General features: G+C 46.0%; 12 protein-coding genes and 1 tRNA gene. 5 read left to right on the top strand and 8 right to left on the bottom strand.

Translation table 11 applies throughout. The annotated features are described in order from the left end of the window. Positions 1 to 37: 37 nt before the first annotated feature. Positions 38 to 2,170: a phosphodiester glycosidase family protein gene (locus tag QT984_RS13675; protein ID WP_333338972.1), complete on the bottom strand. Its 2,133-nt coding sequence runs from the start codon at positions 2,168 to 2,170 to the stop codon at positions 38 to 40. A 115-nt stretch (positions 2,171 to 2,285) separates the two neighbouring features. Then, positions 2,286 to 7,778, bottom strand: coding sequence for an AAA family ATPase (locus QT984_RS13670; RefSeq protein WP_333374190.1), 5,493 nt, complete (start codon positions 7,776 to 7,778; stop codon positions 2,286 to 2,288). Positions 7,779 to 9,339: 1,561 nt separating this feature from the next. Between QT984_RS13670 and QT984_RS13665 the strand changes: the two genes are divergently transcribed. Next, on the top strand, positions 9,340 to 14,067 hold the full coding sequence (locus QT984_RS13665; RefSeq protein ID WP_333374188.1) for a glutamate synthase-related protein: 4,728 nt from the start codon (positions 9,340 to 9,342) through the stop codon (positions 14,065 to 14,067). A 224-nt stretch (positions 14,068 to 14,291) separates the two neighbouring features. Here the strand turns inward: QT984_RS13665 and QT984_RS13660 are convergent, their stop codons facing one another. The 5 genes from QT984_RS13660 to QT984_RS13640 all read right to left on the bottom strand — a co-directional run bounded on the left by QT984_RS13660 (position 14,292) and on the right by QT984_RS13640 (position 19,299). After that, complete coding sequence (locus QT984_RS13660; protein ID WP_333058478.1) at positions 14,292 to 14,711, bottom strand: type II toxin-antitoxin system VapC family toxin; 420 nt, start codon at positions 14,709 to 14,711, stop codon at positions 14,292 to 14,294. Next, a complete protein-coding gene (locus QT984_RS13655) occupies positions 14,708 to 14,977 on the bottom strand; it encodes a type II toxin-antitoxin system VapB family antitoxin (protein WP_333058477.1) in 270 nt (89 codons plus the stop codon). Before QT984_RS13655 ends, QT984_RS13660 begins: the two co-directional genes overlap by 4 nt. A gap of 99 nt (positions 14,978 to 15,076) precedes the next feature. Continuing rightward, the gene (locus QT984_RS13650; RefSeq protein ID WP_333374186.1) at positions 15,077 to 18,454 is read right to left on the bottom strand and encodes an Eco57I restriction-modification methylase domain-containing protein; all 3,378 of its coding nucleotides are present in this window, start codon (positions 18,452 to 18,454) and stop codon (positions 15,077 to 15,079) included. A 54-nt stretch (positions 18,455 to 18,508) separates the two neighbouring features. Next, positions 18,509 to 19,096 carry a Uma2 family endonuclease gene (locus tag QT984_RS13645; protein WP_333273529.1) on the bottom strand — a complete coding sequence of 196 codons (588 nt, stop codon included), beginning with the start codon at positions 19,094 to 19,096 and terminating at the stop codon, positions 18,509 to 18,511. A 53-nt stretch (positions 19,097 to 19,149) separates the two neighbouring features. Continuing rightward, positions 19,150 to 19,299, bottom strand: a complete 150-nt coding sequence (locus QT984_RS13640) for a hypothetical protein (protein WP_333212026.1) — start codon at positions 19,297 to 19,299, stop codon at positions 19,150 to 19,152. 201 nt (positions 19,300 to 19,500) lie between these two features. On the opposite strand from QT984_RS13640, the gene QT984_RS13635 reads away from it, so the two are divergent. From QT984_RS13635 to gcvT, 3 genes are all read left to right on the top strand, one after another. After that, on the top strand, positions 19,501 to 19,704 hold the full coding sequence (locus QT984_RS13635) for a hypothetical protein (protein ID WP_333058474.1): 204 nt from the start codon (positions 19,501 to 19,503) through the stop codon (positions 19,702 to 19,704). A 153-nt stretch (positions 19,705 to 19,857) separates the two neighbouring features. Next, a tRNA-Ala gene (locus QT984_RS13630) sits at positions 19,858 to 19,930 on the top strand. Positions 19,931 to 20,123: 193 nt separating this feature from the next. Further along, a complete protein-coding gene (gene gcvT / locus QT984_RS13625; RefSeq protein ID WP_333233811.1) occupies positions 20,124 to 21,275 on the top strand; it encodes a glycine cleavage system aminomethyltransferase GcvT in 1,152 nt (383 codons plus the stop codon). A 188-nt stretch (positions 21,276 to 21,463) separates the two neighbouring features. Here the strand turns inward: gcvT and QT984_RS13620 are convergent, their stop codons facing one another. Continuing rightward, positions 21,464 to 22,288 (bottom strand): alpha/beta hydrolase, encoded by an 825-nt coding sequence (locus tag QT984_RS13620; RefSeq protein WP_333374183.1) that lies wholly within the window; start codon positions 22,286 to 22,288, stop codon positions 21,464 to 21,466. 59 nt (positions 22,289 to 22,347) lie between these two features. Between QT984_RS13620 and gcvH the strand changes: the two genes are divergently transcribed. Next, on the top strand, positions 22,348 to 22,737 hold the full coding sequence (gcvH, locus tag QT984_RS13615; protein WP_333338961.1) for a glycine cleavage system protein GcvH: 390 nt from the start codon (positions 22,348 to 22,350) through the stop codon (positions 22,735 to 22,737). Positions 22,738 to 23,063 lie beyond the last annotated feature (326 nt).

The raw sequence follows: 23,063 nt of genomic DNA, 5'->3' as shown, positions 1-23,063 counted from the left end.
CTCTTGGCAACTATGTGCCTCAAAAATCTTTAACTACTTATGGTTGAATGAAAATACCGATCGCATTATGAACTCTCGCAGCAGTTGACGGAGGTCGATCGAGCAAACTACCTCCCAAATACAAACCCGTCGAACTTCCCCCATCCAAATTTAAAGCATCCACAGCACCCATTTGCTGCAAAATCTGCGCCAGTTCTGCGAAATTTGGCCCCGCCCCGCCCGCGCGATTGTGCACCGCTACAATCAGCAAATTCCCCGCAGCATTTCGCCCGATCGCACTTCTAATTGCTGTCTGTCTAACAAACGCATCGCTAAACCCTTCCGCCTTAGCATCCAGCACAACTTGACTGTTTTGTACCAACACCGGGCCGCCGCCGATAATGTAAGGAAAACGGTTGAAATCAGCAGGAAAAGTGTTAGTTTCCAAACGCAATAAAGTGCCGATAGAAAGTTCAGATGCCGGGAACAAATCGGCACGCAAAGCCAAAATATAACCGTTAGCTGGAATGGGAAAAGTTGTTGTTCCCGGCGCACCTCCGGGGGATTGGCTGACAACTCTATCGCCAGCAACTGTCACAACTATTTCATTGCCAGACAACGGAGTATAAGTTGTTCCCCAATCAGAATTGTAGCGACCGATTCCCGGTTGTACGTAGGCACTATTGAGATGAGAAACAGGCAAAAGTTGATTGGCCGGAGTCATCACAGTTTCTTGCAAAGTTAAACGATCGATCGCAAATTCTCCCCGATCGTTCCACGCGATCGCCCCCCGGTTCAATATCGGCCCGGAAAGCCATTTATTGTCGCGCCGAATTGCGCCTAAAGCTAAGCGATTAATTCGATTGAAAAACCCTGCATTAATCGCCGCAGCAGCACCCGACACTTCTGCTGTTTGCAATAAAGGTGCAGTGCCTTGATCTGTCGGCGGATTGCTGAGAATTGGTCGAATTTTCACACCCGCTTGACGCGGATTAACTTCTAACCAAACTACCGGAAAACGATCGGTTCCTAAATTTTGATACTGCTGCCGCCACTGCACACCGGGCGCCCAAACGATGTTTTTTTCTACTAGCGAATCTGGCCGAATGTCGATAACTAATCGATTGGGATTTCCCAGGCCCAAAACTTGCGGCCGCCAACCTAAAGGAATCTTCACTTTGACTTTGGTTCGATCTCCGTCAGGTTCGACTTTTAGTGATAGCAATTGTTGGCTGGTTTGAAAAGTTTCCTGAAGTAACGCCGGATCGACTTTGGCATCGATCGCGATCGACCATTCTTGACCGGCGATCGGCGCTGCGGGCGTTATTGGCAGCGGGAGAGCGGGTTTGGTCGGGTCGTCTGGTGTTTCGAGGTTTGGCGCTGCGCGGAGGTTTGGCAGTGGGATAGCGGGCTTTGTGGGGTCGTCCGGGGGGTTGGGTGTGGGTGTCGGCGACGGGATTGGTTTATTGACAAAGTTGACTTGCCAAGGGGCGGGTCGATCGATATCTACTACAATGCGATCGCCCGATTCTATTTCTGCTTGCCGAATTCCGGTAACACTTGCAGTTTGAGAAGTAATTTTTAGAATATTCCCATCAGCAGATATCTCCCAGCCCGCAAGTCTAGCAAAATCGGTAACATCTAAGTAACGATACGGGCCTGTTGCCCAGGTTGCTAAGCTTTGAACCCCCGTTAAAGATACCGAAAACCACTGCACAGGTTGTTTGGTACTGTCGGCGCTGCTAAGCAAATCCACTCCCGCACCTTGCATCAATCCAACATCAGCAATCCAAGTTCGGAAATTCGCAGAAGTGCTGTTTGCCGGCTGCTGAGTCCAACTTAGGGGGAGAATGCGGCCGTTTAGAGACACTTGGCGGCCTTGTTTGATTCTGGAATCTGGCGGTAGAGATTGAGCCAAAAACCTATATTCCGACAGGGAATGAATTCCCTGTCTCATAGCTGAAGTCCTCTCAAGAGGACTATCTGTCAATATTTCAGTCGGTTTTAACCGACTTTCGCTATCAGCCAGGGAATTCATTCCCTGGCGGGCTCTCGAAGCATGAATCAACCCAGCCCTTTCCCCCTCTTGTGCTCTGGCGGGTTGATTCCAGACTAAAGACGGGACGATCGCCATTACGGGTAAAATCGAGACTAACAATATTAGACGCCAATAGAAAAAATTACGTTTCACAGCTTACCACTCACAATTTCACTTCTAAACACATGGGGATTTAGAAACCCGGAAAATCCGTATGTCTCTTCTTACTCAACGGCACTAATTGCCCTCAAGCCTTACTACAAAAGGCTCACACCGGAATAGAAATCACAAACTCCGAACCCTCCCCCAAAGAAGAATTCACGAGTAACGTACCTCCATGTTTTTCCACCACAATTTGATGGGCGATCGACAATCCTAATCCCGTTCCTTGACCCACAGGCTTGGTTGTGAATAAGTGGTTAAAGATATTTTCTTGGACTTCCTTCGACATCCCCACTCCATTATCCTTAATCCGAATCAAAACCTGATTGTTGTCTTCGCTCAGAGCAGTTTGAACCGTGATTTGATTAGGTAGAGCTTTAATTTCACTAAAACTGCGCCCCTTATTTGACTCCTCCAGAGCATCAATGGCATTAGCCAGTATATTCATAAATACCTGGTTTAACTGTCCGGGAAAGCATTTCACTAGAGGCAATTTACCATACTCTCTCACAACTTCAATGGCAGGGCGGAACTCGCTGGCTTTTAAACGGTGCTTGAGAATTAGCAGAGTGCTCTCTAGTCCATCGTGAATATTGAAAGAAACTGGTCGATCGCTATCAGCCCTAGAAAACGTTCTCAAACTTGTACTGATATTGCGGATGCGCTCGACTCCCTCCTTCATCGAGCCAATCAATTTTGGCAAATCTTCTCGCAAATACTCCAAGTCCATATCCTCTATTTCGGCTTCAATTTCCCCTCCCGGATTGGGAAATTTTTCTTGATACAAATCAATCAAATTGAATAAATCCCCCACGTAGTCTTGAGCAGGTTGCAAGTTGCCGGCGATAAAGCCTACGGGATTGTTAATTTCGTGGGCTACCCCTGCGACTAAATTTCCCAAAGCAGACATCTTTTCACCCTGTACCAATTGCAACTGCATCTGTTTGAGATTCTGAATAGACTGCTCCAGTTTTTGGGCATAATCCTGAGATTGTTGATAAAGCTGTTGAGATTGCTGATACAAGCGGGCGTTTTCCAGCGAGATGGCAGCTTGGGAGCAGAGGATGTTGAGGAGGGCGACGCGATCGCCAGTGAATGCCCCCGTCGTCAGATTATTTTCCAAATACAGAATTGCCATCATTTTGCCTTGATGGATAATCGGAGTACATAGGATACTCTTAGGTTGGTGCTGCTTGATATAGGGATCAGAAGCAAATATCAATTCAGTCTTGACATCATCGAAAACTAGGGTTTTATTGCTACGTTTAACGTAATTAATCACAGTCTGGGGAATAGATTCGCTCTCCTCAATCCCAATAGTTTCTTGCAGAAGACAGCCTTGGCGATCGCTACAGTGGACGGCGATAGTCCAGTTGTCGTCTTCTTTTAAAATTAATACTCCTGTTTGAGCGCCTGCATTCTGAATCGCCACTTCCATCAGGGTAGTGAGCAATTGTTCCAGCTTAATTTCGCTAGACAAAGCTTGATAAGCTTTGATAACAGTTGGTAAATCTATGACTGTGGTACTCGTACTGCCAGCAATTGTTTGGCGATGAATAGAAATCAATGAAGTCTCATGGGAGGTAGTACCTTTCTCCAATGAACGAGCGTTTTCCTGTTTGAATATAGGAGCCAGAAGTTCGGGATAGCGTTGTTCTAGAGCGTCGATTTTTGCTTTCGCTCCCCAACGAGCATAAGCATAGTAAGCATCTATTAAATATACCTGGGCAACTTTTTCTTTCCCCCATGCCAGGTAGAATTTAGCAGCCAATTCATTCGCCAGAGCTTCTTCGTTGAGATAATCGTTTTCTTTAGCCAGAAAAATGGCGCGATCGTATGCCTCCATCGCCTGCACATTCTCACCCAGCACTCGGAACAGTTCGGCTTCCACTAGGTAACATTTGTGCGAAAAATTCATGGGGGCGTGATGTGCCCATTTATGAAGGATTTCCTGGTTGCTTCTCACTTTTTGCAGATGTTCTTGTTTCTCTTGGGATGAACCCACATCGCTACAAACTCCCAGCCGTGCTAGAGAGTCATAAAAATAGAATATCGGCACATTAAGCATACCCATAACCGCGTCTAAATACTGTTCGGCTTGCCGAGCATTTTCTAAAGCTTGCTCGGTTTCTCCAAACAGGTAACACACAAGCAATTTATGGAAATAAAAATAGTGGAGTCCGTTGCGATCGTTTGCTTGGATGTGAAAGGGGAGCATTGTTTCTTCATTGTAAGCATTTCCCACAAATTGACAGGGATTTTCCGATCGCCCCAGCAGATTTAATAAAGCCTGATGAACGATTTTAGTATAATTTAAAGCTGCTTCTTGTTTAAATTGAACCAGCGCATTGCAGTAAGTCGCCACCTCCTGTTCGAGTCCCGCAATTTCCCGACCGATTAAATATGAATATTGAGAGATTTCTTTGGCAGAATATCCTAATTCTAGCTCTCCTGTTTCCAGTCCTCTGGCGTAACCCTCTTTTAAAAGAGGGATGGTTTCTTTAACATGATGTTTACCATGTATGATGTGAACGCCGACTGTATAATATACTTTAGTTTTGAGATAATTAGCATTAAATAAATCTACAATATTTAACGCTAGTTTTCCAAATTCAAACCCTGTTTCAATGTCTTGAACTACACCGCTTAATACCAATCCATACAAGCCGTAAGCAAAAGCAGATAAGGGCGCATTGCCATAACTAACCGACAAATTAACCATTTCGACAATAACCAGTGGCAGGAGAAGTGGAGCCGTGATGTAGGCTGGAGAAACTAAACCTGATAAAATTCGCAAGGCTGCTTGTTTTTGGAGATTTTCCATTTCTGGCAAATCAATAAAGTCGGCAATTTTTTTGCCAGCAAAAAGTGATGCGGTTTGTCCTAGTCCCTGCTGAATATCTGCCGGAGTTGGATTTTTTGGGAAGCAAATTCCCAAGAGTTTGAGAACTGCTAAGCCCATTTCAACGGCTTGTTGAGGTTTGACTTGCGCCGTACAAGCAGAAAGCTCGATTTCATAAACTTTGACCTTATCCAGCAGCGTTTTGGCATTGTGCAGGACTAAAGCTGCTAATTCCTCCATTTCCTGAAAATCATAGCTCAGGTATGCGGTTTCGGCCGCTAATACGTGCAGTTCCAGGGCTGTTTCATAGTGAGTGTGCCAGCTATCGGGAGCTAGGATTTGCCTGCCAAAACTTAAATATTTGCGTGCTGCAGCATAAGCAGTAGAATTCTTCGCCTTGCGTCCAGCGATTAAATTCAACTCAGCCAGTTGGTAACGCTCTGTTGGTTCGGTAATTAAATCAACACCATAATTCAACTGGTTGACTATATTAAAAATTTTCTCTTCTCTTTCTGTTGTTGGAGTATTAATCAACAAAAGTTGACCAATATTGAGGTGAGTGGATTGTTTCTGGGATTCTGGAATCAAAACGTAAGCTGCTTGCTGTACGCGATCGTGCAAAAATTTGTAATAACAGGAGTCGGGATTCTGGAACCACGAGTCAGAAGTATTGCTTTCTTCTTCTGAATTCTGATTTGTGAATTCAAACTCCTCTGAACTGAAAAATTTATAAACTTCAGTTAGTGGCAGAATCAACCCTGCTTGCAAAGCTGGCCACAAGTTGGCTGCCGTATCTGAAGAAGATTTTTCACACACTACCGCCAGCGTTGCCAAATCGAATTCGTTGCCAATGCAGGCCGCTAACTTTAAAACTTCTTGCGTCTGGATCGGCAACTTTTGCAATTGAATCGCCATGAACTCGACAACATCATCTGTCAGAGCTAAGGTTCGCACTGTGGCGATATCGCACTGCCAATACCGCTCGTCAAAATTAAAGGTAATTAGCCCATCTTCATGCAAAGATTTGAGAAATTGTGTGCTGAAAAATGGATTGCCTTGGGTTTTTTGATCGACCAGTTCTGTTAAGGGCATGGCCAACGCTCTAGAACAAACTAAAGTATCGGCAATCAAACAATTTAAATTGAAACAATCGAGTGGCGCGAGAGTAATAGTGTTGACTGTGGCTCCGGTTTGTTGAATGTCGGATAATGTCAGCATTAAAGGGTGCACGGGACTGACTTCGTTATCTCGATATGCTCCTATTAAAAAGAGATAGTGCCGATCGCGATCGCTCGTCAAAAGTTGAATCAAGTTTAATGAGGCTGAGTCTGCCCATTGCAAGTCGTCTAAGAAGATGACGAGGGGATGTTCTTTGGTTGTGAACAGTTGAATGAACTTCTCTAATAAGCGATTGAAGCGATTTTGGGCAGCACTGCCCGAAAGCTCTGGTGCGGGTGGTTGCTCTCCGATAATCCGTTCTAGTTCAGGAATTACCTCAACGATTACCTGAGCATTCTCGCCCAATGCTGTCATAATTTGAGTCTTCCACTGTTCAACTTTAGCGTCGGTTTCACTCAACAATTGACCCATTAAATCGCGAAAAGCTTGTACAAAAGCTGAGAATGGTTGGCTGCGTCCAAATTGGTCGAATTTGCCTTTGATGAAGTAGCCTCTCGCTGCGACAATCGGTTTGTGAACTTCGTTGACGACGGCGGTTTTGCCAATACCTGAGAAGCCAGCCACCAGCATCATTTCGGCGCTTCCTGCACTCACGCGATCGAAGGCTGCTAGTAGGGAGAATACTTCGTTCTCTCTACCATATAATTTTTCGGGAATGATGAAGCGATCGCACAAATCTCGCTGCCCTAGCTTAAAAGAGGCGATTTCTCCAGTTTCTTGCCACTGGTACAAACAAGTTTCCAAATCAAACTTGAGTCCGATCGCACTTTGATACCTATCTTCAGCATTCTTCGCCATCAGTTTGCTAACAATTTCAGACAGCACCAATGGAACGCTTTTGTTGAGGTGATGGAGTGGGATAGGCTGCTTGGCAAGGTGACAGTGTACTAACTCTATCGGATCTTCGCTTTGGAAAGGCAACTGTCTCGTCAGCAGTTCGTAGAATGTGACTCCCAGAGAGTAGAAATCTGTGCGGTAATCAATGCCTCGGTTCATTCGCCCAGTTTGTTCGGGAGATATGTAAGGTAAAGTGCCTTCAAGGAGGTTGGGATTTTGAATTTCTTGGGTTTGGCGCGGCAACAGGGAAGCGATGCTGAAGTCAATAAGCTTAACTTGTTTGCTGGCAGGGTTAATGAGAATGTTCGCGGGTTTGAGGTCTTTATGGATGACGTGGTGGCGATAAAGTCCGTCAAGCGAGTTGGCAATTTGAATGGCAATGGGAAGAAACTCGTTAATAGGCAACCCTTCCAGAGGTTCCTTGCTGGCGAACACTAGACTAGCGAGGTAGCTATTTAAGGAAATTCCGCCAAAGTCTTCCATCACCAGAGCATAGTGGTTATGGTATGTCTCCAGGCTGTATGCCTTGACAGTGCCGGGGATCTCTAAGTTTTTAGTAATGACAAACTGATTGCGGAAGTGAACGAGTTCGTGGAAGCGGGGAAAGTCATTTCGCAGCAGTTTGATCACTACGGGCTGCCGATCAGCAGACCGACGGGCACGATAAACTAGAGTTCGATTGCCTGCGTATATTTGCTCGTTAATCTGATATCCTCGCAAAATATTTGTTATACTAGCCATACCTACCTATTCCTACTGCTTCTGTCAAGCCTGAAGCTTTTTAGAGTTACTATCTAATATTTTCGCTCTATCGGCCGTGCTATTGATTAACTATATTTAGTTTAATCTACTTTGTAGCTCAAATTATGAAACCCCCCTTTTCAAACCAGACTTAATATTTTGGTTGTTTTTGCTTGTATACTTGTTTTGAGATAGCGTTGACCTAAAATTACTTTAGATTTTGGTCTATTTGCTGAGTCATTAACACGCATTGATACAAGTGTGTGGGGTTAATTTAATCTCAGATGTTCCTTACAAAAAAAGCGTAACTTCTCAACAGCCCTGCCATTTTAATCAGTGTCAAGTTATTTTAATTATATCTCTCATATAATAGGATTACCATGATTTATATCACTTGGCTTCGGTCTACCTGTATGCAGAATTGAGCGTAATAACCCTCGGCACATTTTTCCAGTCTTACTATTTCTGCTAACTAACTTTATTTTATAAAAGATAGGCATGAAATATTCCCCATGCCAATCAAATCTGTAAAAACGCTCACGGTTGAGCTAAACAAAATTACCAAGGACAAGCTTGTGAGCGTTAGTTGAGTTGAGTTTGAGGTTTGAGGTTTACTTCAATCCATCTGGCAGTTTGAACTGTGGTCTAAAATTTTGGCCTTTCCCCGAATCCTGTCAGCAAGCAAGTATCCATTTGGGGCGTGGTTGAAAAGGTGGCGCCGGCTCTACCAGATGCTCCTAATGTGTCAGAAATCTTTGAAATAGCCTGCATTGATGAGTGATATCCATTCCGGTGGTATCGGAATGATTAAACCGCAGAGAACACAGAGGATACAGAGAAAGGGAAGAGAGACATGAATAATTTCGATGCCAACGGATTGGAGATGACAAAACTTTGTGGGTAAAAAAAACAAAATAGGCTTAGGGAAAACTGTCAACCTTTTTGGGCTAGGCATCTTAGCCAGGGTTCTGAACATCCCTGACAAGACTTGCACGCAAACTCTGACTGTAATGGGTGAAATTTTATCAATTTTTTGATAAACTTGATGTTCGCAGCTTGAGAGTTGACTTCACAATAAGACAGGTTTCACCAGTTGTGAACCGCGCTGCTACATTGCACCTACCGACTTAGCGGGCAGGTGGCTTTTGTGTCTGCGGGCGCTGACGAAAGCAACTCAACAGCGCAGCAAGCAAAATTACGCTAAAGTTACTATCTACCTGTGTTCGCAAGGCTACCCTTCCGAACTCAGGAAAAACCCACACAAAAAACTAGATCGCCTGCAATGTATATAGTTGCAGGGCGGCGATTTCCCAAAGAATCACAGCTTTTTAACAGCAAGGTATTCTAGGAGACATCTCCGAGGCGATGCGAGCGAGATAATTTGAAATCTGCCAACAGGGTTTTAGTGCTAAGTACAGGCAGCATCGACGTAAATTTTTATCCAATCAGCTTCCAATGTGCTGTTTTAAAGTTTACTAGGCTCCCACCGCTCGGCAGCCTTCTCTCTCCGAGCTATAAAAACACATCAACCACACAATCACGGAAATAACATTCAATCAACATGGGTAACACGATCGATCCAAACAGAAACGTGCATCAAACAGAGCGAGGAACTCCATTCGCCGGCCAAAGCTGGTTAGTGGAAGAAAGAGATGCCTGCGGTGTGGGGTTTATTGCCAACCAAAGCGGCGAAGCTACGCACTCGATTATTGAAAAAGCGCTGCCAGCTTTAACTTGTCTGGAACATCGCGGCGGTTGCAGCGCTGACTCAGATTCCGGCGACGGTGCGGGTTTGATGACCGCGATTCCTTGGGAATTGCTGGATACTTGGTTCGCCGAACAGGGAATTGTGCCTCCCGCACGGGAAAACTGTGGCGTGGGAATGCTGTTTCTGTCTCAAGATAAATTTCAAGCGACTATAGCGCGGCAGGTGGTTGAGCAAGTTCTGACCGATCGCGGGCTGAAACTTTTGGGATGGCGCCAAGTTCCCATTGTACCATCGGTTTTGGGCGAGCAAGCGCTAGAAAATCAACCTCAAATCGAACAAGTAATTGTCAGTTCACCGCACGCTTCCGGAGACGAACTCGACAAACATCTATTTTTGGCGCGCCGCACCATCGGACACGCGCTGTCAAATCGCCCCAACTTCACCCGCCGAGACTTTTATACTTGCTCTTTTTCCTGTCGCACGATCGTCTATAAAGGCATGGTGCGATCGGCCGTACTGGCAGAATTTTACCCAGACCTAAAAAATCCCGCTTATAAAAGCTCCTTTGCCGTCTATCACCGGCGCTTCAGCACCAACACCATGCCCCGGTGGCACTTAGCCCAGCCGATGCGCTTGCTGGGACACAACGGCGAAATTAACACGCTGTTGGGCAATATTACCTGGATGAAGGCGCGGCAAGCCAATTTATCTCACCCGAATTGGACTCAAGCTGATATCGACACGTTCAACCCAATTGTCAATCCCGAAAGCAGCGATTCGGCCAACTTGGACAACGTGATGGAATTGTTGGTGCACTCCGGCCGCACCCCCCTAGAATCCCTGACAATTCTGGTACCCGAAGCCTACAAAAATCAGCCGGATTTGGCTCCCTACCCAGAAATTGTCGATTTTTACGAGTATTACAGTGGCATTCAAGAACCTTGGGACGGCCCCGCACTGCTCGTGTTCAGCGACGGCAAACAAGTAGGTGCTACGCTCGATCGCAACGGTTTGCGGCCGGCCCGCTACTGCATTACTAAAGACGGTTTGGTAATTGTCGCTTCCGAAGCCGGAGTTGTCGATATTCCCGAAGCAGATATTGTCGAAAAAGGCCGTTTGGGGCCCGGACAAATGATTGCAGTTGACCTGCAAACTAAGGAAATTCTCAAAAATTGGCAACTAAAACAGCGAATTGCTAAGCGGCACCCCTACGGCGAATGGCTGAAACAAAACCGCGAAATCTTGCAACCGCAGCCTTTTGCCGAAACAGCAACCCTCGACTCGCAAACGCTGTTAGCAACCCAAACTGCTTTTGGCTACACAGCCGAAGATTTGGACATGGTAATCGTCGAGATGGCGAGTTCTGGAAAAGAACCGACTTTCTGCATGGGCGACGACGCTCCCTTAGCTGTATTGTCAGAAAAGCCTCAGTTGCTGTACAACTATTTCAAACAGCGGTTCGCTCAAGTCACAAATCCGCCGATCGACCCCCTGCGCGAGGGGATGGTCATGTCCCTGACGATGAATGTGGGCCTGCGGGGCAATTTACTGCAAGCAATCCCGGAAAATGCCAAGCTGCTAAAAATTGATTCCCCCGTACTCAACGACGCTGAACTATCTTTCTTGAAAGACCAAAAGTCTTTCACCGCAACCGAATTGTCAACGCTTTACAAAATTTCTGCCGGGCCTTCTGGTTTGAAAACAGCAGTCGAGCAACTTTGTCAAGAGGCGGCTGAAGCGGTGCGCGAGGGTTCGAGAATTCTGATTTTGAGCGATCGACCATCGAAGGAAGAAGGCGAATCTTCTGTGGGATTGAGTGCTGAATGTACTTATATTCCGCCCTTCCTGGCAGTTGGCGCGGTTCACCACCACTTAATTAGCGTCGGGCTGCGGATGCAAACTTCGCTAGTTGTCGATACCGCCCAATGTTGGAGCACTCACCACTTCGCTTGTTTGATGGGTTACGGGGCGGTGGCTGTTTGCCCTTACCTGGCCTTGGAAAGCGTGCGCGCCTGGTGGTCTGACGCCAAGACTCAAAATTTGATGCAGCACGGCAAAGTTCCCAATATTACCGTGACACAAGCTCAAGCTAGATACCGCACAGCGGTGGAAAACGGCTTGCTGAAGATTATGTCGAAAATGGGGATTTCACTGCTGGCTAGCTATCAGGGGGCGCAAATCTTTGAGGCGATCGGCATTGGCGGTGATTTGCTAGATTTGGGTTTCAAAGGCACTGTTTCCCGCATCGGCGGTTTGAGTGTGGCGGAACTCGCTAACGAGGTAATGTCTTTCCACAGTCAGGCTTTCCCAGAATTGCACCTCAAAAAGCTGGAAAATTACGGCTTTGTGCAGTACCGCCGGGGTGGTGAATATCACATGAACAGCCCGGAAATGGCGAAGGCTTTGCACAAGGCTGTGACTACTTTTAAGGCTCAGACTAACAGTAATGGCAACGGGGCCGAACCAAAAATGACACCCATGGGTGTCAAAAATTCGGAAACGGCTTACGATCACTACGAGGTTTACAAGCAACAGCTTGAAAACCGCCCGGTAACGGCTTTGCGCGATTTGCTGGATTTCCAGAGCGATCGCCCTTCCATTCCCATCGAAGACGTAGAATCTGTAGCAGATATTGTCAAGCGGTTCGCCACCGGCGGTATGTCCCTCGGCGCCTTGTCCCCGGAAGCCCACGAAACTCTCGCGATTGCGATGAACCGCATCGGCGGCAAATCCAACTCCGGCGAAGGCGGCGAAGACCCGGTGCGCTACAAAGTGCTAAACGATGTGAGCGAGGCAGGTTTCTCACAAACGCTACCTCACTTAAAAGGTTTGCAGAACGGCGATACAGCTTCTTCATCCATCAAACAGGTAGCTTCCGGGCGTTTCGGGGTGACTCCTGAGTACCTGATGAACGCCCAACAAATCGAAATTAAAATCGCACAAGGTGCGAAACCGGGTGAAGGCGGTCAATTGCCGGGGGCGAAAGTGAGCGAGTACATTGCTTATTTGCGCCGATCGAAACCGGGTGTCACGCTGATTTCGCCTCCTCCTCACCACGATATTTATTCGATCGAGGATTTGGCACAGTTGATTTTTGACTTGCACCAAATCAATCCGAAAGCAGGAGTTTCGGTGAAGTTGGTGTCGGAAGTTGGCATCGGGACTGTAGCCGCCGGTGTCGCCAAGGCAAATGCTGATGTGATTCAAATTTCCGGTCACGACGGCGGCACCGGTGCTTCGCCACTGAGTTCGATTAAGCACGCAGGTTCTCCGTGGGAACTCGGATTGACAGAAGTTCACCGGGTGCTAATGGAAAATAAATTGCGCGATCGAGTTTTGCTCCGCGTTGACGGTGGCTTTAAAAGCGGCTGGGACGTGATTGTAGGCGCTTTGATGGGCGGCGAAGAGTACGGTTTCGGCACGGTGGCAATGATTGCAGAAGGCTGCATTATGGCTCGCGTTTGCCACATGAATAGTTGTCCGGTGGGGGTAACAACTCAACAAGAACACTTGCGGAAACGGTTCCCCGGAACGCCGGAACACGTTGTTAATTTCTTCTATTTCGTAGCACAAGAAGTGCGGAGTTTGCTGGCGAAATTGGGTTATAAGTCGATCGCAGATATCATCGGCCGCGCGGATTTGCTGAAAATGCGCGAGGGGGTGCAACTAACTAAAACCCAAGCGATTAATTTGGATTGTTTGACTAAGTTACCGGATACTAAGAGCGATCGATCTTTCTTGATCCACGGCGACGTACACACCAACGGGCCTGTGTTAGACGATGATTTGCTGGCGGATGCTGAGATTCAAAGTGCGATCGCCAATCACGGCACTGTTAGCAAGAGTGTCAACTTGGTGAATACCGATCGCACTGTAGGCGCAAGAATCAGTGGTGCGATCGCACAGCAACACGGCAACACCGGCTTTAGCGGTCAAATCACCCTCAACTTCACTGGTAGCGCGGGCCAAAGCTTCGGCGCGTTCAATTTGCCAGGGATGACGCTGGTACTGTCAGGCCAAGCCAACGACTACGTTGGTAAAGGGATGCACGGCGGCGAAATCGCGATCGCACCGCCGGCTGGTGCGACTTATGATGCTTCCGAAAATGCGATCGTCGGTAACACTTGTTTGTACGGTGCGACGGGCGGAACTCTGTTGGCTGCGGGCAAAGCTGGCGAAAGGTTTGCGGTGCGTAACTCGATGGCGAAAGCAGTCATTGAAGGTGCGGGCGATCACTGCTGCGAGTACATGACGGGCGGCGCGATCGTCGTGTTAGGAAAAGTCGGCCGCAACGTCGGCGCTGGAATGACGGGCGGCTTGGCTTATTTCCTCGATGAAGATGGGACTTTCCCGGCTCACGTCAACGGGGAGATTGTGAAGATGCAGCGCGTTTGTACGGCGGCTGGGGAGGCGCAATTGAAGGAGTTGATTGAGGCTCAGCGCGATCGAACCGGCAGCAAGAAAGCTGAGAAGATTTTAGCAAATTGGTCGGAATATTTGCCTAAGTTCTGGCAAGTTGTGCCGCCAAGTGAAGCGAATTCGCCGGAGGCTTCGGAACAAAAGATTGCTGTGGAAGTGTAATTTTCCAATTGATTAAATAGAGGAGGGGCGACGCGAGTTGCCCCTTTTTTAATCTTCATATCCAATCCCTTGGTATCGAAATTTTTCATCTCTCTCTTCTCTTCCTCAGCGTCCTCTGCGCTCTCTGCGGTTTAATCATTCCTTTGATTTTATGCCCAAATGCTTCACCCCGTTTCTGGGATAGATTTATACCACAATGGATGCTTAATAAGCAGGAAGGAAGTTTAAGAAAACCAGTTTTCGATGGCCAAATCTTGAAAGTTTGCATAATCAGCAACATTTCGTGTCACCAGAATCAGATTATTGACTTTCGCGATCGCTGCAATTTGCCCATCAGCATAAGACGGTGTAAGACCGATCGGAATAAGTCTGGCTCGTTCTTTAGCGAACCACTCAGCCGCTTCTTGGGTATAAGGTAAAATTGGTAATTTTACTTTCACTTCTTCCTGAAGATAGGCTTCGATCGCGCGGCGGCGCTTAGAGTCTGGCATTCGATAGCAGCCTAGCAGAACTTCTTGCCAAACGATCGAGGCGATCGCAACAGTGGATTTTGCCTCAATTAGTTGAGTCATCACATTGGCATTTGGAAGAGGACGAAGAGGTTCGGAGATAATATTGGTATCGAGTAAATAACGCAGCGTCATTCAAAGATGACCTCGCGGCCTACAAAAGTTCGATCGCGAACCTCTCCCCAAATTTCATCAGGATTTAAACCCAGTTCGTGCAGTTGATATTTTTCACGAAATGCACTGAGAGATTCTCCAAAGCTCAGTTCGAGATTCTGTGGCTGTTTGCGGCGTTGAATGTATTCGCGCAAGGCGATTTCAACTAAGGTTTCGATCGCAATTTCTCGCTCCAGTTCGATCGCCTCTTGCAGCAGTGCCGTATCCACATTTAGGTTCGTCACCATTTGCTTTCCTCTTTTAATCGTTGTTTTATTATAAATGCAATCAATCCAAAACTGTTCTAGACTTTCTCAAAGGTTGACAATCTAAAATATAACATTCTATCAAATCTGTCGGGCGATCGGCATTCGCGGCGGCGCTGTTTTCCACATCAAATCTATCTCTTCCGGTGTCAATCCATAAGCTTGATTAACTAAGTCGGATAAACGGTGTTCGAGTCTCAACGCCTCAGCTTTGCGAGATTGAATGGCCGGTGCATATTCATTATAAGTTTCGCGGACTGCTTTTAGTCCAGCAACACCGAGAGGATCGGAGGATTTAGTTTTCGGCATTCGCTTTCTGATTTCTGCTACGAATTCAGCAAAGGAAAGGGCAGAAAAATCTTCGAGTTTTTGTCCGAGTTTATCAATTAAATAAGTGATTTCCAGCCATTGCAAGACATCTCGGTGAGTTTGTTGATTAGTTTTGGCGATTTCAATTAAACGGCTGACAATTAATTCGACTTCGGCACGAATTGAGTCAGTTGGTGGTGCGATGGGTAAAGTTTCTACCTGTTCTCTAAACATTCGGAGTGTGTCATTGATTCCTTTTTGCAAAATGTGGTGACAAATCCACCAAGTTATTGGCGAACACAGCCACCCAAGCATATAAAGATTTCCTGTTGGCCATAGATAGCAAGTATTCACTGGGTATACCTCTTGATCGAGGATGCAAAACCAAGAATAAGTAGCCAAATCTTGAGTGATAATTTTTGGTTCTTGAAAAATGTTATAGTAGGCACACGATCGCAGTTCCCACCAGTAACGCCCTTGATCGGAACGCTTAGACAGTTTTTCTTGCATCGGCTTCATATACTTATATACCGATGGAAATGTTTGTGCAAATATTTCCTCTGCTTGATCGTTTGCTTTACTCCACGGCCATACACTATCGCTGCTAGACTTCAGCAAAATAATCCAAAGATTTGCCCACTCTGGACTCCAGCGTTTAATATCTTGACCTCGTAAATAAGGCTTGATGATTTCAGCGGATTTAGGGTCTGCTTGAACCAGACTATTTTTAGTAGCTTCATCAATCAAAAAAGCTTCGTTAAATCCTGTTTTTATGCCATATAAAGGCTTAACCCCTGCAAAATCTTTTAGCGGAAAACCCACTCGTTGAATTTTCTGCATCAACTCATCAACAGCCGGAGGTTCCAGACTCCAAGCATTCGCAGTGAAACGATTTCGCGAAATTTGATAACCGTGTTGTTGAACGTATTGTGTAAGGTTGATATTAGCAATATCTTCGCGCGGAACCGGACAAACAATCACAGGCGAATTAGGTTCAGATTTACCTGGCTCAATCTCGCTTTCAGTTTCAGAGATACATAGAGAAGCGTTAGGTTTTCTGACTGCGACAATACAGGGAAAAGTATCAGCCTCCTCAAAAATTGGCGCGTGTCCGAAATCAATAATTTGCTCTAGTAAACCTTGACTGGCAAAGAACTTGCGTAGAGGTTCGCCGTATCCAGACCTCAGCCATTTATTTGTGACAATATACGAAAGCACTCCCCCCGGTTTGAGAATCTTTAATCCGAGTTCATAAAAGTAAGTATAAAGGTCTGCTACGCCGTTATAGGATTCATAATTTGCTTGCAAGTATGGTTTAATTGGAGATAGCAACTCCTGCCGCACATAAGGCGGATTGCCAAGGACAACATCAAAACCGCCATCAGCAAAAATCTGGGGAAATTCAGCTTGCCAATCAAACGCTGTATCTGCTACATTACTGTCAGCGACGATCGAGTTTCCCGCTTTAATATTATCATCCAAATAAGTCAGCGTTTTACCAGCTTGGGCCGTCTTCAACCACAGGGAAAGTTTGGTAATTTCCGCCGATTCCGGCAGCAAATCTACGCCGTACAGGTTGTTGCTTAAAATGCTTCTGTCAAATTCCAGCGAGTTGCCGTTTTTTGGCTTATACCCCAAAGCATTCAATTCGCGATCGACTCTTTCGTACTGCTGCATCAAATAATCAAAAGCCGCAATCAAAAAAGCACCCGAACCGCACGCCGGATCGATGACGCGTGTTTTTTGCAGCACTTCGTCTCGATACGCTTTCCAAAACTTAATTGCAGTTTTCTTGGGTGGCTGAACCGACTTTTCAGCAACTTCGCCTAGGAATAAATCGCGCAATTCTTGCTCTCGACGCTGCAAATAGCCGCCGAGAGAAACCTCGACAATATACTGAGTAATAAAAGCTGGCGTGTAAAACACACCTTGAGTTTTCCGCTTGCCCTTTTTCTGATTGTATTCCTGTCCGGTAGTTTCAGCATTTAATTCTTCCAAATCTGTAACAGACTGCTCGAAAATATGCCCCAAAATATCGACGGAAACTTCAGTATCAAAATCAAATCGCGTCAAATTCTTAAGCAGACTGCATAAAGGATTTGGCACAGTCAATTGTACGTCTAAAACCGGATCGAATTTAAATAAACCGCCGTTGTATCCCGGTACAGGAGGGTCATCATTTCCCACATCAACCCAGCGAAATACAGATTGATAATTTTCCCAAATTAATCTAGGATTGTATTGGTCTTTGTGGTCGTGAGCGTTGCTGAGGGTGTTTCGCGGCAGCAATCCTTTATCTTCACAAAAAGCAATGAATAAAACACGGTCTAAAGTTTTTTGAGCTTTTTCGATGAGTACGCGATCGCGGTTGGGGATATCCTGCGGCCCAGAAAAGCGAAAATGTTTGACGAGAGCGAGTCGAATTGCTTTGTACTCTTGATATAATTTATTGGTGATTTCTTCTTGAGCTTCGTCAGAGTCTTTTAACAGTCTGTCAATAACAGAACCTGTTTGCTCTTGGTTTTTAGGCAAAAAATTGCGGCGACACAGCAGAAAGTAAAACCGCTTAAAAGCTTCAATATCCGCCAAGTCAGCCAGAAAAAATTGTTCGTAATAAGCGGGAGTTTTATTGGTATGATAAAGTCGCAACTCTCGATAATTCGAGACAATAATCCAGCGACAATCCGGTGTATAATTAGCGTAGCGCCAACCTTGGTCAACTGCTGACTCGGCTCGACCGGATGCAGTACGGTCTAAATCATTTTTTGCTCCTTTTAGTTCAATGGGAGCAATAACTTTTCCTTGTAATTTAACTTTGCCTTTAGGATTGCCAGCAGCAGTAAAAAAGCCGATCGCCCCGTCAGCAGAACCGCCACCATCAGATATCGTTTGTTCCGCGTTAATTTCCCAAGCTTTACCCGCACCTTGAATTACCGAGCAATATCCCAAAATATCCTGAAAAATATCATTAATAAAACTGCCGTGCAGCGAAACTTCTTTAACTTCGTCTAACGTACCCATTTTAAGTGCAGCAATCCACGTTCCCAATTTTTGGCGGCGCACTTCCATATCTTGCGGAAAGCTAAAAGCACGCAAAGCAGTGTTCAGTGTTTTGCTGTGAAAAAGGGCGCGAGTAGAGCGATTTGTCATAAAGTTGAAAAGGCGATCGAGTTAATTTTACAGCAAAAAAGCGGTTGTGAAATCCTAACTAGCGGGAGTCGTTTCAAATCTAATCCCTTCATAAATGTCGCCCAATTGAATTTGAAACGGCAGCGAAGACAAAGCCAGCACTGCATCTGCCGATTCGTATTCACTTAAAAGCCACTTATTTTCCGAAGTCTTGACAAACTGTTCGACATAAAATTTATACTGATCGATTAAAATATATTCTCGAAACTCAGGAATCGATCGATAATAATCAAACTTATCCCCTTGATCGTAATTTTTCGTACTTTTTGACAAAACTTCAACAATCATCAAAGGATTAATTATTGTATCTGTGCGATCGTCTAAAAGCACTGGTTCGCCTTGAACCACCATCACATCTGGATAAGTATAGAGATGATAGCGCGGTATCGACAACCGTAAGTCACCGATAAAAGCCTTATAGTTTTGCCCCCGGAGCGCAAATTTTAAATGTGCATAAAAATTGCCCGCAATATCATTATGATTTGGAGTACCACCAGTCATAGGAACTATCTCGCCATCAATATATTCACTTTTAGACTCGGCCACTTCCTCTAGTGCCAAATATTCCTCTGGCGAGTAGAGTTTTTGAGTTTGGGTTAACATAGTTTATATCCTCAACAGCCGTGCATTTTGTTTTAATTAAAAGTACACCTATTTTACCAAATTTGAATCGGGTCAGGGTGCGATCGCACTGCTATCAAATCAGTTATAGTCCAAGGTCGATCCTCTTCGTTGGCGTAGCCCCCGTAGGGGCGGGCTTCGCTAACGCACCCTACCCCCTCAAAAAAGCGTGAGCGTTCGCTCAAGAGTCAAAAGCGCCACATCTAAAGCTGAGCTAGCTCTCATTTACTTTGCATATTGTAATTATTAAGAAAAGCTATCATTTTTTCTCACTAGCTTTCCGCTGCTCCCTCCGGGTTTTACAGCAAAAGTTAAATACAGGTGAGCCGATCTGCACGAAGTGAAAAGTTTTGTTACAATAGGTAAGCTGTTACAAATCGTAACTTATGCTGGTTCCTATTTTAATAATTGACGTTGCCCTCGTTGCCTGGTCTTTGCACTTAATGCAAGAGGCGATCGCGCAACGGGAATTTTCACTAATGCTAGCCGGCACCCTAGTTGCGGTATCAGCCGCCGCCCTGCTAGTCGTCTACTTCCTCATGGGGTCTTGTTTGAGCCATTTGAGCGAAATATCCCAACACACTTACTAAATGATAGTAGGCGATTGACCATTGTCCAGAAGCGAGGAGAGTTTGGTGGAAAAAAAGCCGAAAGCCTTGCCAGCCGAAGGCTCAAAACTAATTTCCCCAAAAAGCTTGACAAATATTGGTCAGTTAAGGCATGATTGAGAGCGCGAAAAGAAAGGGGAATTAGCTCAGTTGGTAGAGCACTACAATGGCATTGTAGGGGTCAGCGGTTCGAGCCCGCTATTCTCCATAAACATTAGAGTAGGGATACAGCACTGCCGTATCCTAATTTGTACCTAAACAGTACCAGCGCGTGCTTAAATTCGATCGCAACTTGTACCTAAACAGCATTGCGGTGTCCTTAAATTCGATCGCCCTACACACCGCGACAACCAATTTTCCCGTAAAATCAAAACAGTCTACCCGCAACCAAAGCGCTACCAGTGGCAAAGTCAACTGAACCCAACAATCCAGAGAGTCCGAGCCAACTTGCCCGCACGCCTCTGTACGACCTATCATTAGAACTCAAAGCCCGAATGGTGCCCTTTTCCGGGTGGGAGATGGCAGTACAGTACGCAGGCATCAGCAGCGAACACCAAGCAGTACGCCAGCAAGCAGGAATGTTCGACATTTCCCACATGGGAAAATTTGGTTTGAGAGGGAAACAAGTAAGAGAAAAATTTCAACCCTTAGTACCCTCAGACTTGAGCCGCTTGCAACCCGGTCAAGCTCAATATACAGTCTTGCTAAATGCCAAAGGCTGCATCTTAGACGACATTATTTTCTACTGCCAAGAACCAGACCCTATCACTAGCGAAGAACGTGCAGTAATCATTGTCAACGCCGCCACTCGCATCGCAGACAAAGCATGGATTACCACTCACTTAGAATTGAGCGATCTCACTTTTACAGACATCTCCGAAGATAAAGTTTTAATAGCAATTCAAGGGCCAGAAGCTGTTAACTATCTCCAGTCTTTTGTAGAAGGCAATCTCGCACCAATTAAGGCATTCGGTCACTTAGAAACAAATCTGTTGGGACAGCCGAGTTTTATCGCCAGAACTGGTTACACCGGCGAAGATGGGTTTGAAATTATGGTGGATGCCGAAGTTGGAAAAGAACTGTGGCAAAAATTGTTAGCTGCTGGCGTTGTTCCTTGCGGATTGGGTGCGAGAGATACCTTGCGTTTAGAAGCAGCAATGGCTCTTTACGGTCAAGATATCGACGACAATATCACACCTTTAGAGGCTGGATTGGGTTGGGTAGTTCACCTCGACACCAAAGGCGATTTTATTGGGCGGGAAGTTTTGGAACAGCAGAAAGCGAGTGGAGTATCAAAGCGGTTGGTAGGGTTAGAAATGCAGGGGCGGCACATTGCGCGCCACGGCTATCCGGTAATATTTGAAGGCGAAACAGTAGGAGAAGTTACTAGCGGTACATTATCGCCTACATTGAATCGGCCAGTAGCCCTCGCATTTGTTCCCGCAAAATTAGCTAAAATCGGTCAGCAATTAGAAGTCGAAATTCGCGGGAAAAACTATCCGGCTAGTGTGGTGAAAAAACCCTTTTATAAATCGCAAAACCGCCCCAGTTAGATTAAGTAGGTAAGCCTTAATTCAGGACTTACCTCCTGGGCCCAGAAACCGGGTTTTTTTACGAAAATAGTTCGTTGTAGACCGCAGATTCGGTAAAAAACCCGGTTTCTTTAGTAGGAGTGCGTCGAGGACTGATTGAGTTCTTGTGGAACGGGCTTCTAGCCCGTTGCTCATCTTGGTCAAGAAGACTAATCTACTAGCTTAGCAAATTGTCGCAAAGTTGCAGCATAGCGATCGCCCGCCACATCCATCAAATCATTATGACCGGCCCCATCAACCCAAAAATTCACTTTCGGCTCGTTGGCGGTGGCAAACAACTGTTCTCCATGCCAAAAATGCACCACCTCATCAGCCTTACCATGAATCACCAAAACAGGCGATCGAACTTTGCCAATCTTATCAATATTCACAAACTTGTCAAAGGGTAAAAGCGGAATCCGCGTCAACACCCGAAAAGCCGAAACAAAGGAACTTTCAACCACCAAACCGCCGACTTTTTGCCGCGAAGCCAAATCAATTGCCGGCCCACCCCCCACAGAACGCCCGTAAAGAATAACTTGCTTTGCAGGTACTCCCAACTGTTGGGTTAAATAATTGTAAGCAGCCTCAATATCACGATAAGTATTATACTCAGAAGGATTTCCCTGACTCGTGCCGTAACCTTGATAATCATAGGCAAACACAGCAAAGCCACTATCTCGAATCTCTCTGAGTACCCACAAAATCCCCTCCAAGTCTTCCGCATTTCCGTGACTGTAAAGTATGGTATATTTAGCTTGCGGGTTAGGAAAATGAACAGCAGAAATTTTCACGCCATTAGCTGAGCTAACTTTGATAACTTCCCTGTTCTCACTCTGACTAGATGGGGGAGGTTGAAAAATTAGCCGTTCTGAAAAAAAGAAACCGTAAAAACATAGAAATGCGTAAATAAAAATTATAGAGCGCATCAGTCTTTTGACAGAAAATTCTCCAAAAAGCAAGCGTTTAATATTTTTTTTGTTCCACTTAGTCATCAATAGATGCCCATAGTTCACTAAGATTTACTTGATACTTTTTTATTGCGAGAAAAGACATGGCACTAACATACCCCGATGACTTGAAATACCTAGACACCCACGAATACATCCGACTCGAAGGCGAAATTGCCACCATCGGCATTAGTGCCTTTGCAGTTGACCAACTCGGCGATATCGTGTTTCTAGATTTGCCCGAAGTCGGTGCAGGGTTGGAAAAGGGCGAAGCTTTCGGTACAGTCGAGTCAGTGAAAGCCGTTGAAGACTTGAAAGCACCAGTTACCGGTATCGTCGTAGAACGCAATGATGAGATTATAGAGTCTCCCGAAAATTTGGCCGAAGACCCCTATGGCGCTGGGTGGCTGCTGAAAGTGCGCGTTGACAATCCCAGCGAAGCAGACGACGCTTTCTCGGCCCCGGAGTATCGCAAAATGGTGGAAGGGGAATAGGGCATAGGGCATAGGGCATGGGGCATAGGGCATAGGGCATAGGGCATGGGGCATAGGGCATAGGGCATAGGGCATAGGGCTCGTTGATAATTCCACAATCCGCCAGGGGTTGAAACCCACGGGGCTAATAGCACAAGTCGTCTAAAGACGACTGAAATACCAAGCAGTTGGGCGAGGAGTTCCGATAAGTGCAGCTTAATCTACAGTCGTCTTCAGACGACTTTAGCTATGAGACAGGGGTTTCAACCCCTGTCGGACTGTCGGACTGTCGGACTGTCGGACTGTCGGACTGTCGGACTGTCGGACTTTGATACACGCAAAAAATC

This window comes from Microcoleus sp. Z1_B2 (assembly GCF_036700325.1).
Classification (GTDB): Bacteria; Cyanobacteriota; Cyanobacteriia; order Cyanobacteriales; family Microcoleaceae; genus Microcoleus.
The sequence above is the reverse complement of the archived record's forward strand: the minus strand, read 5'-3'. Positions and strand labels throughout refer to the sequence as shown.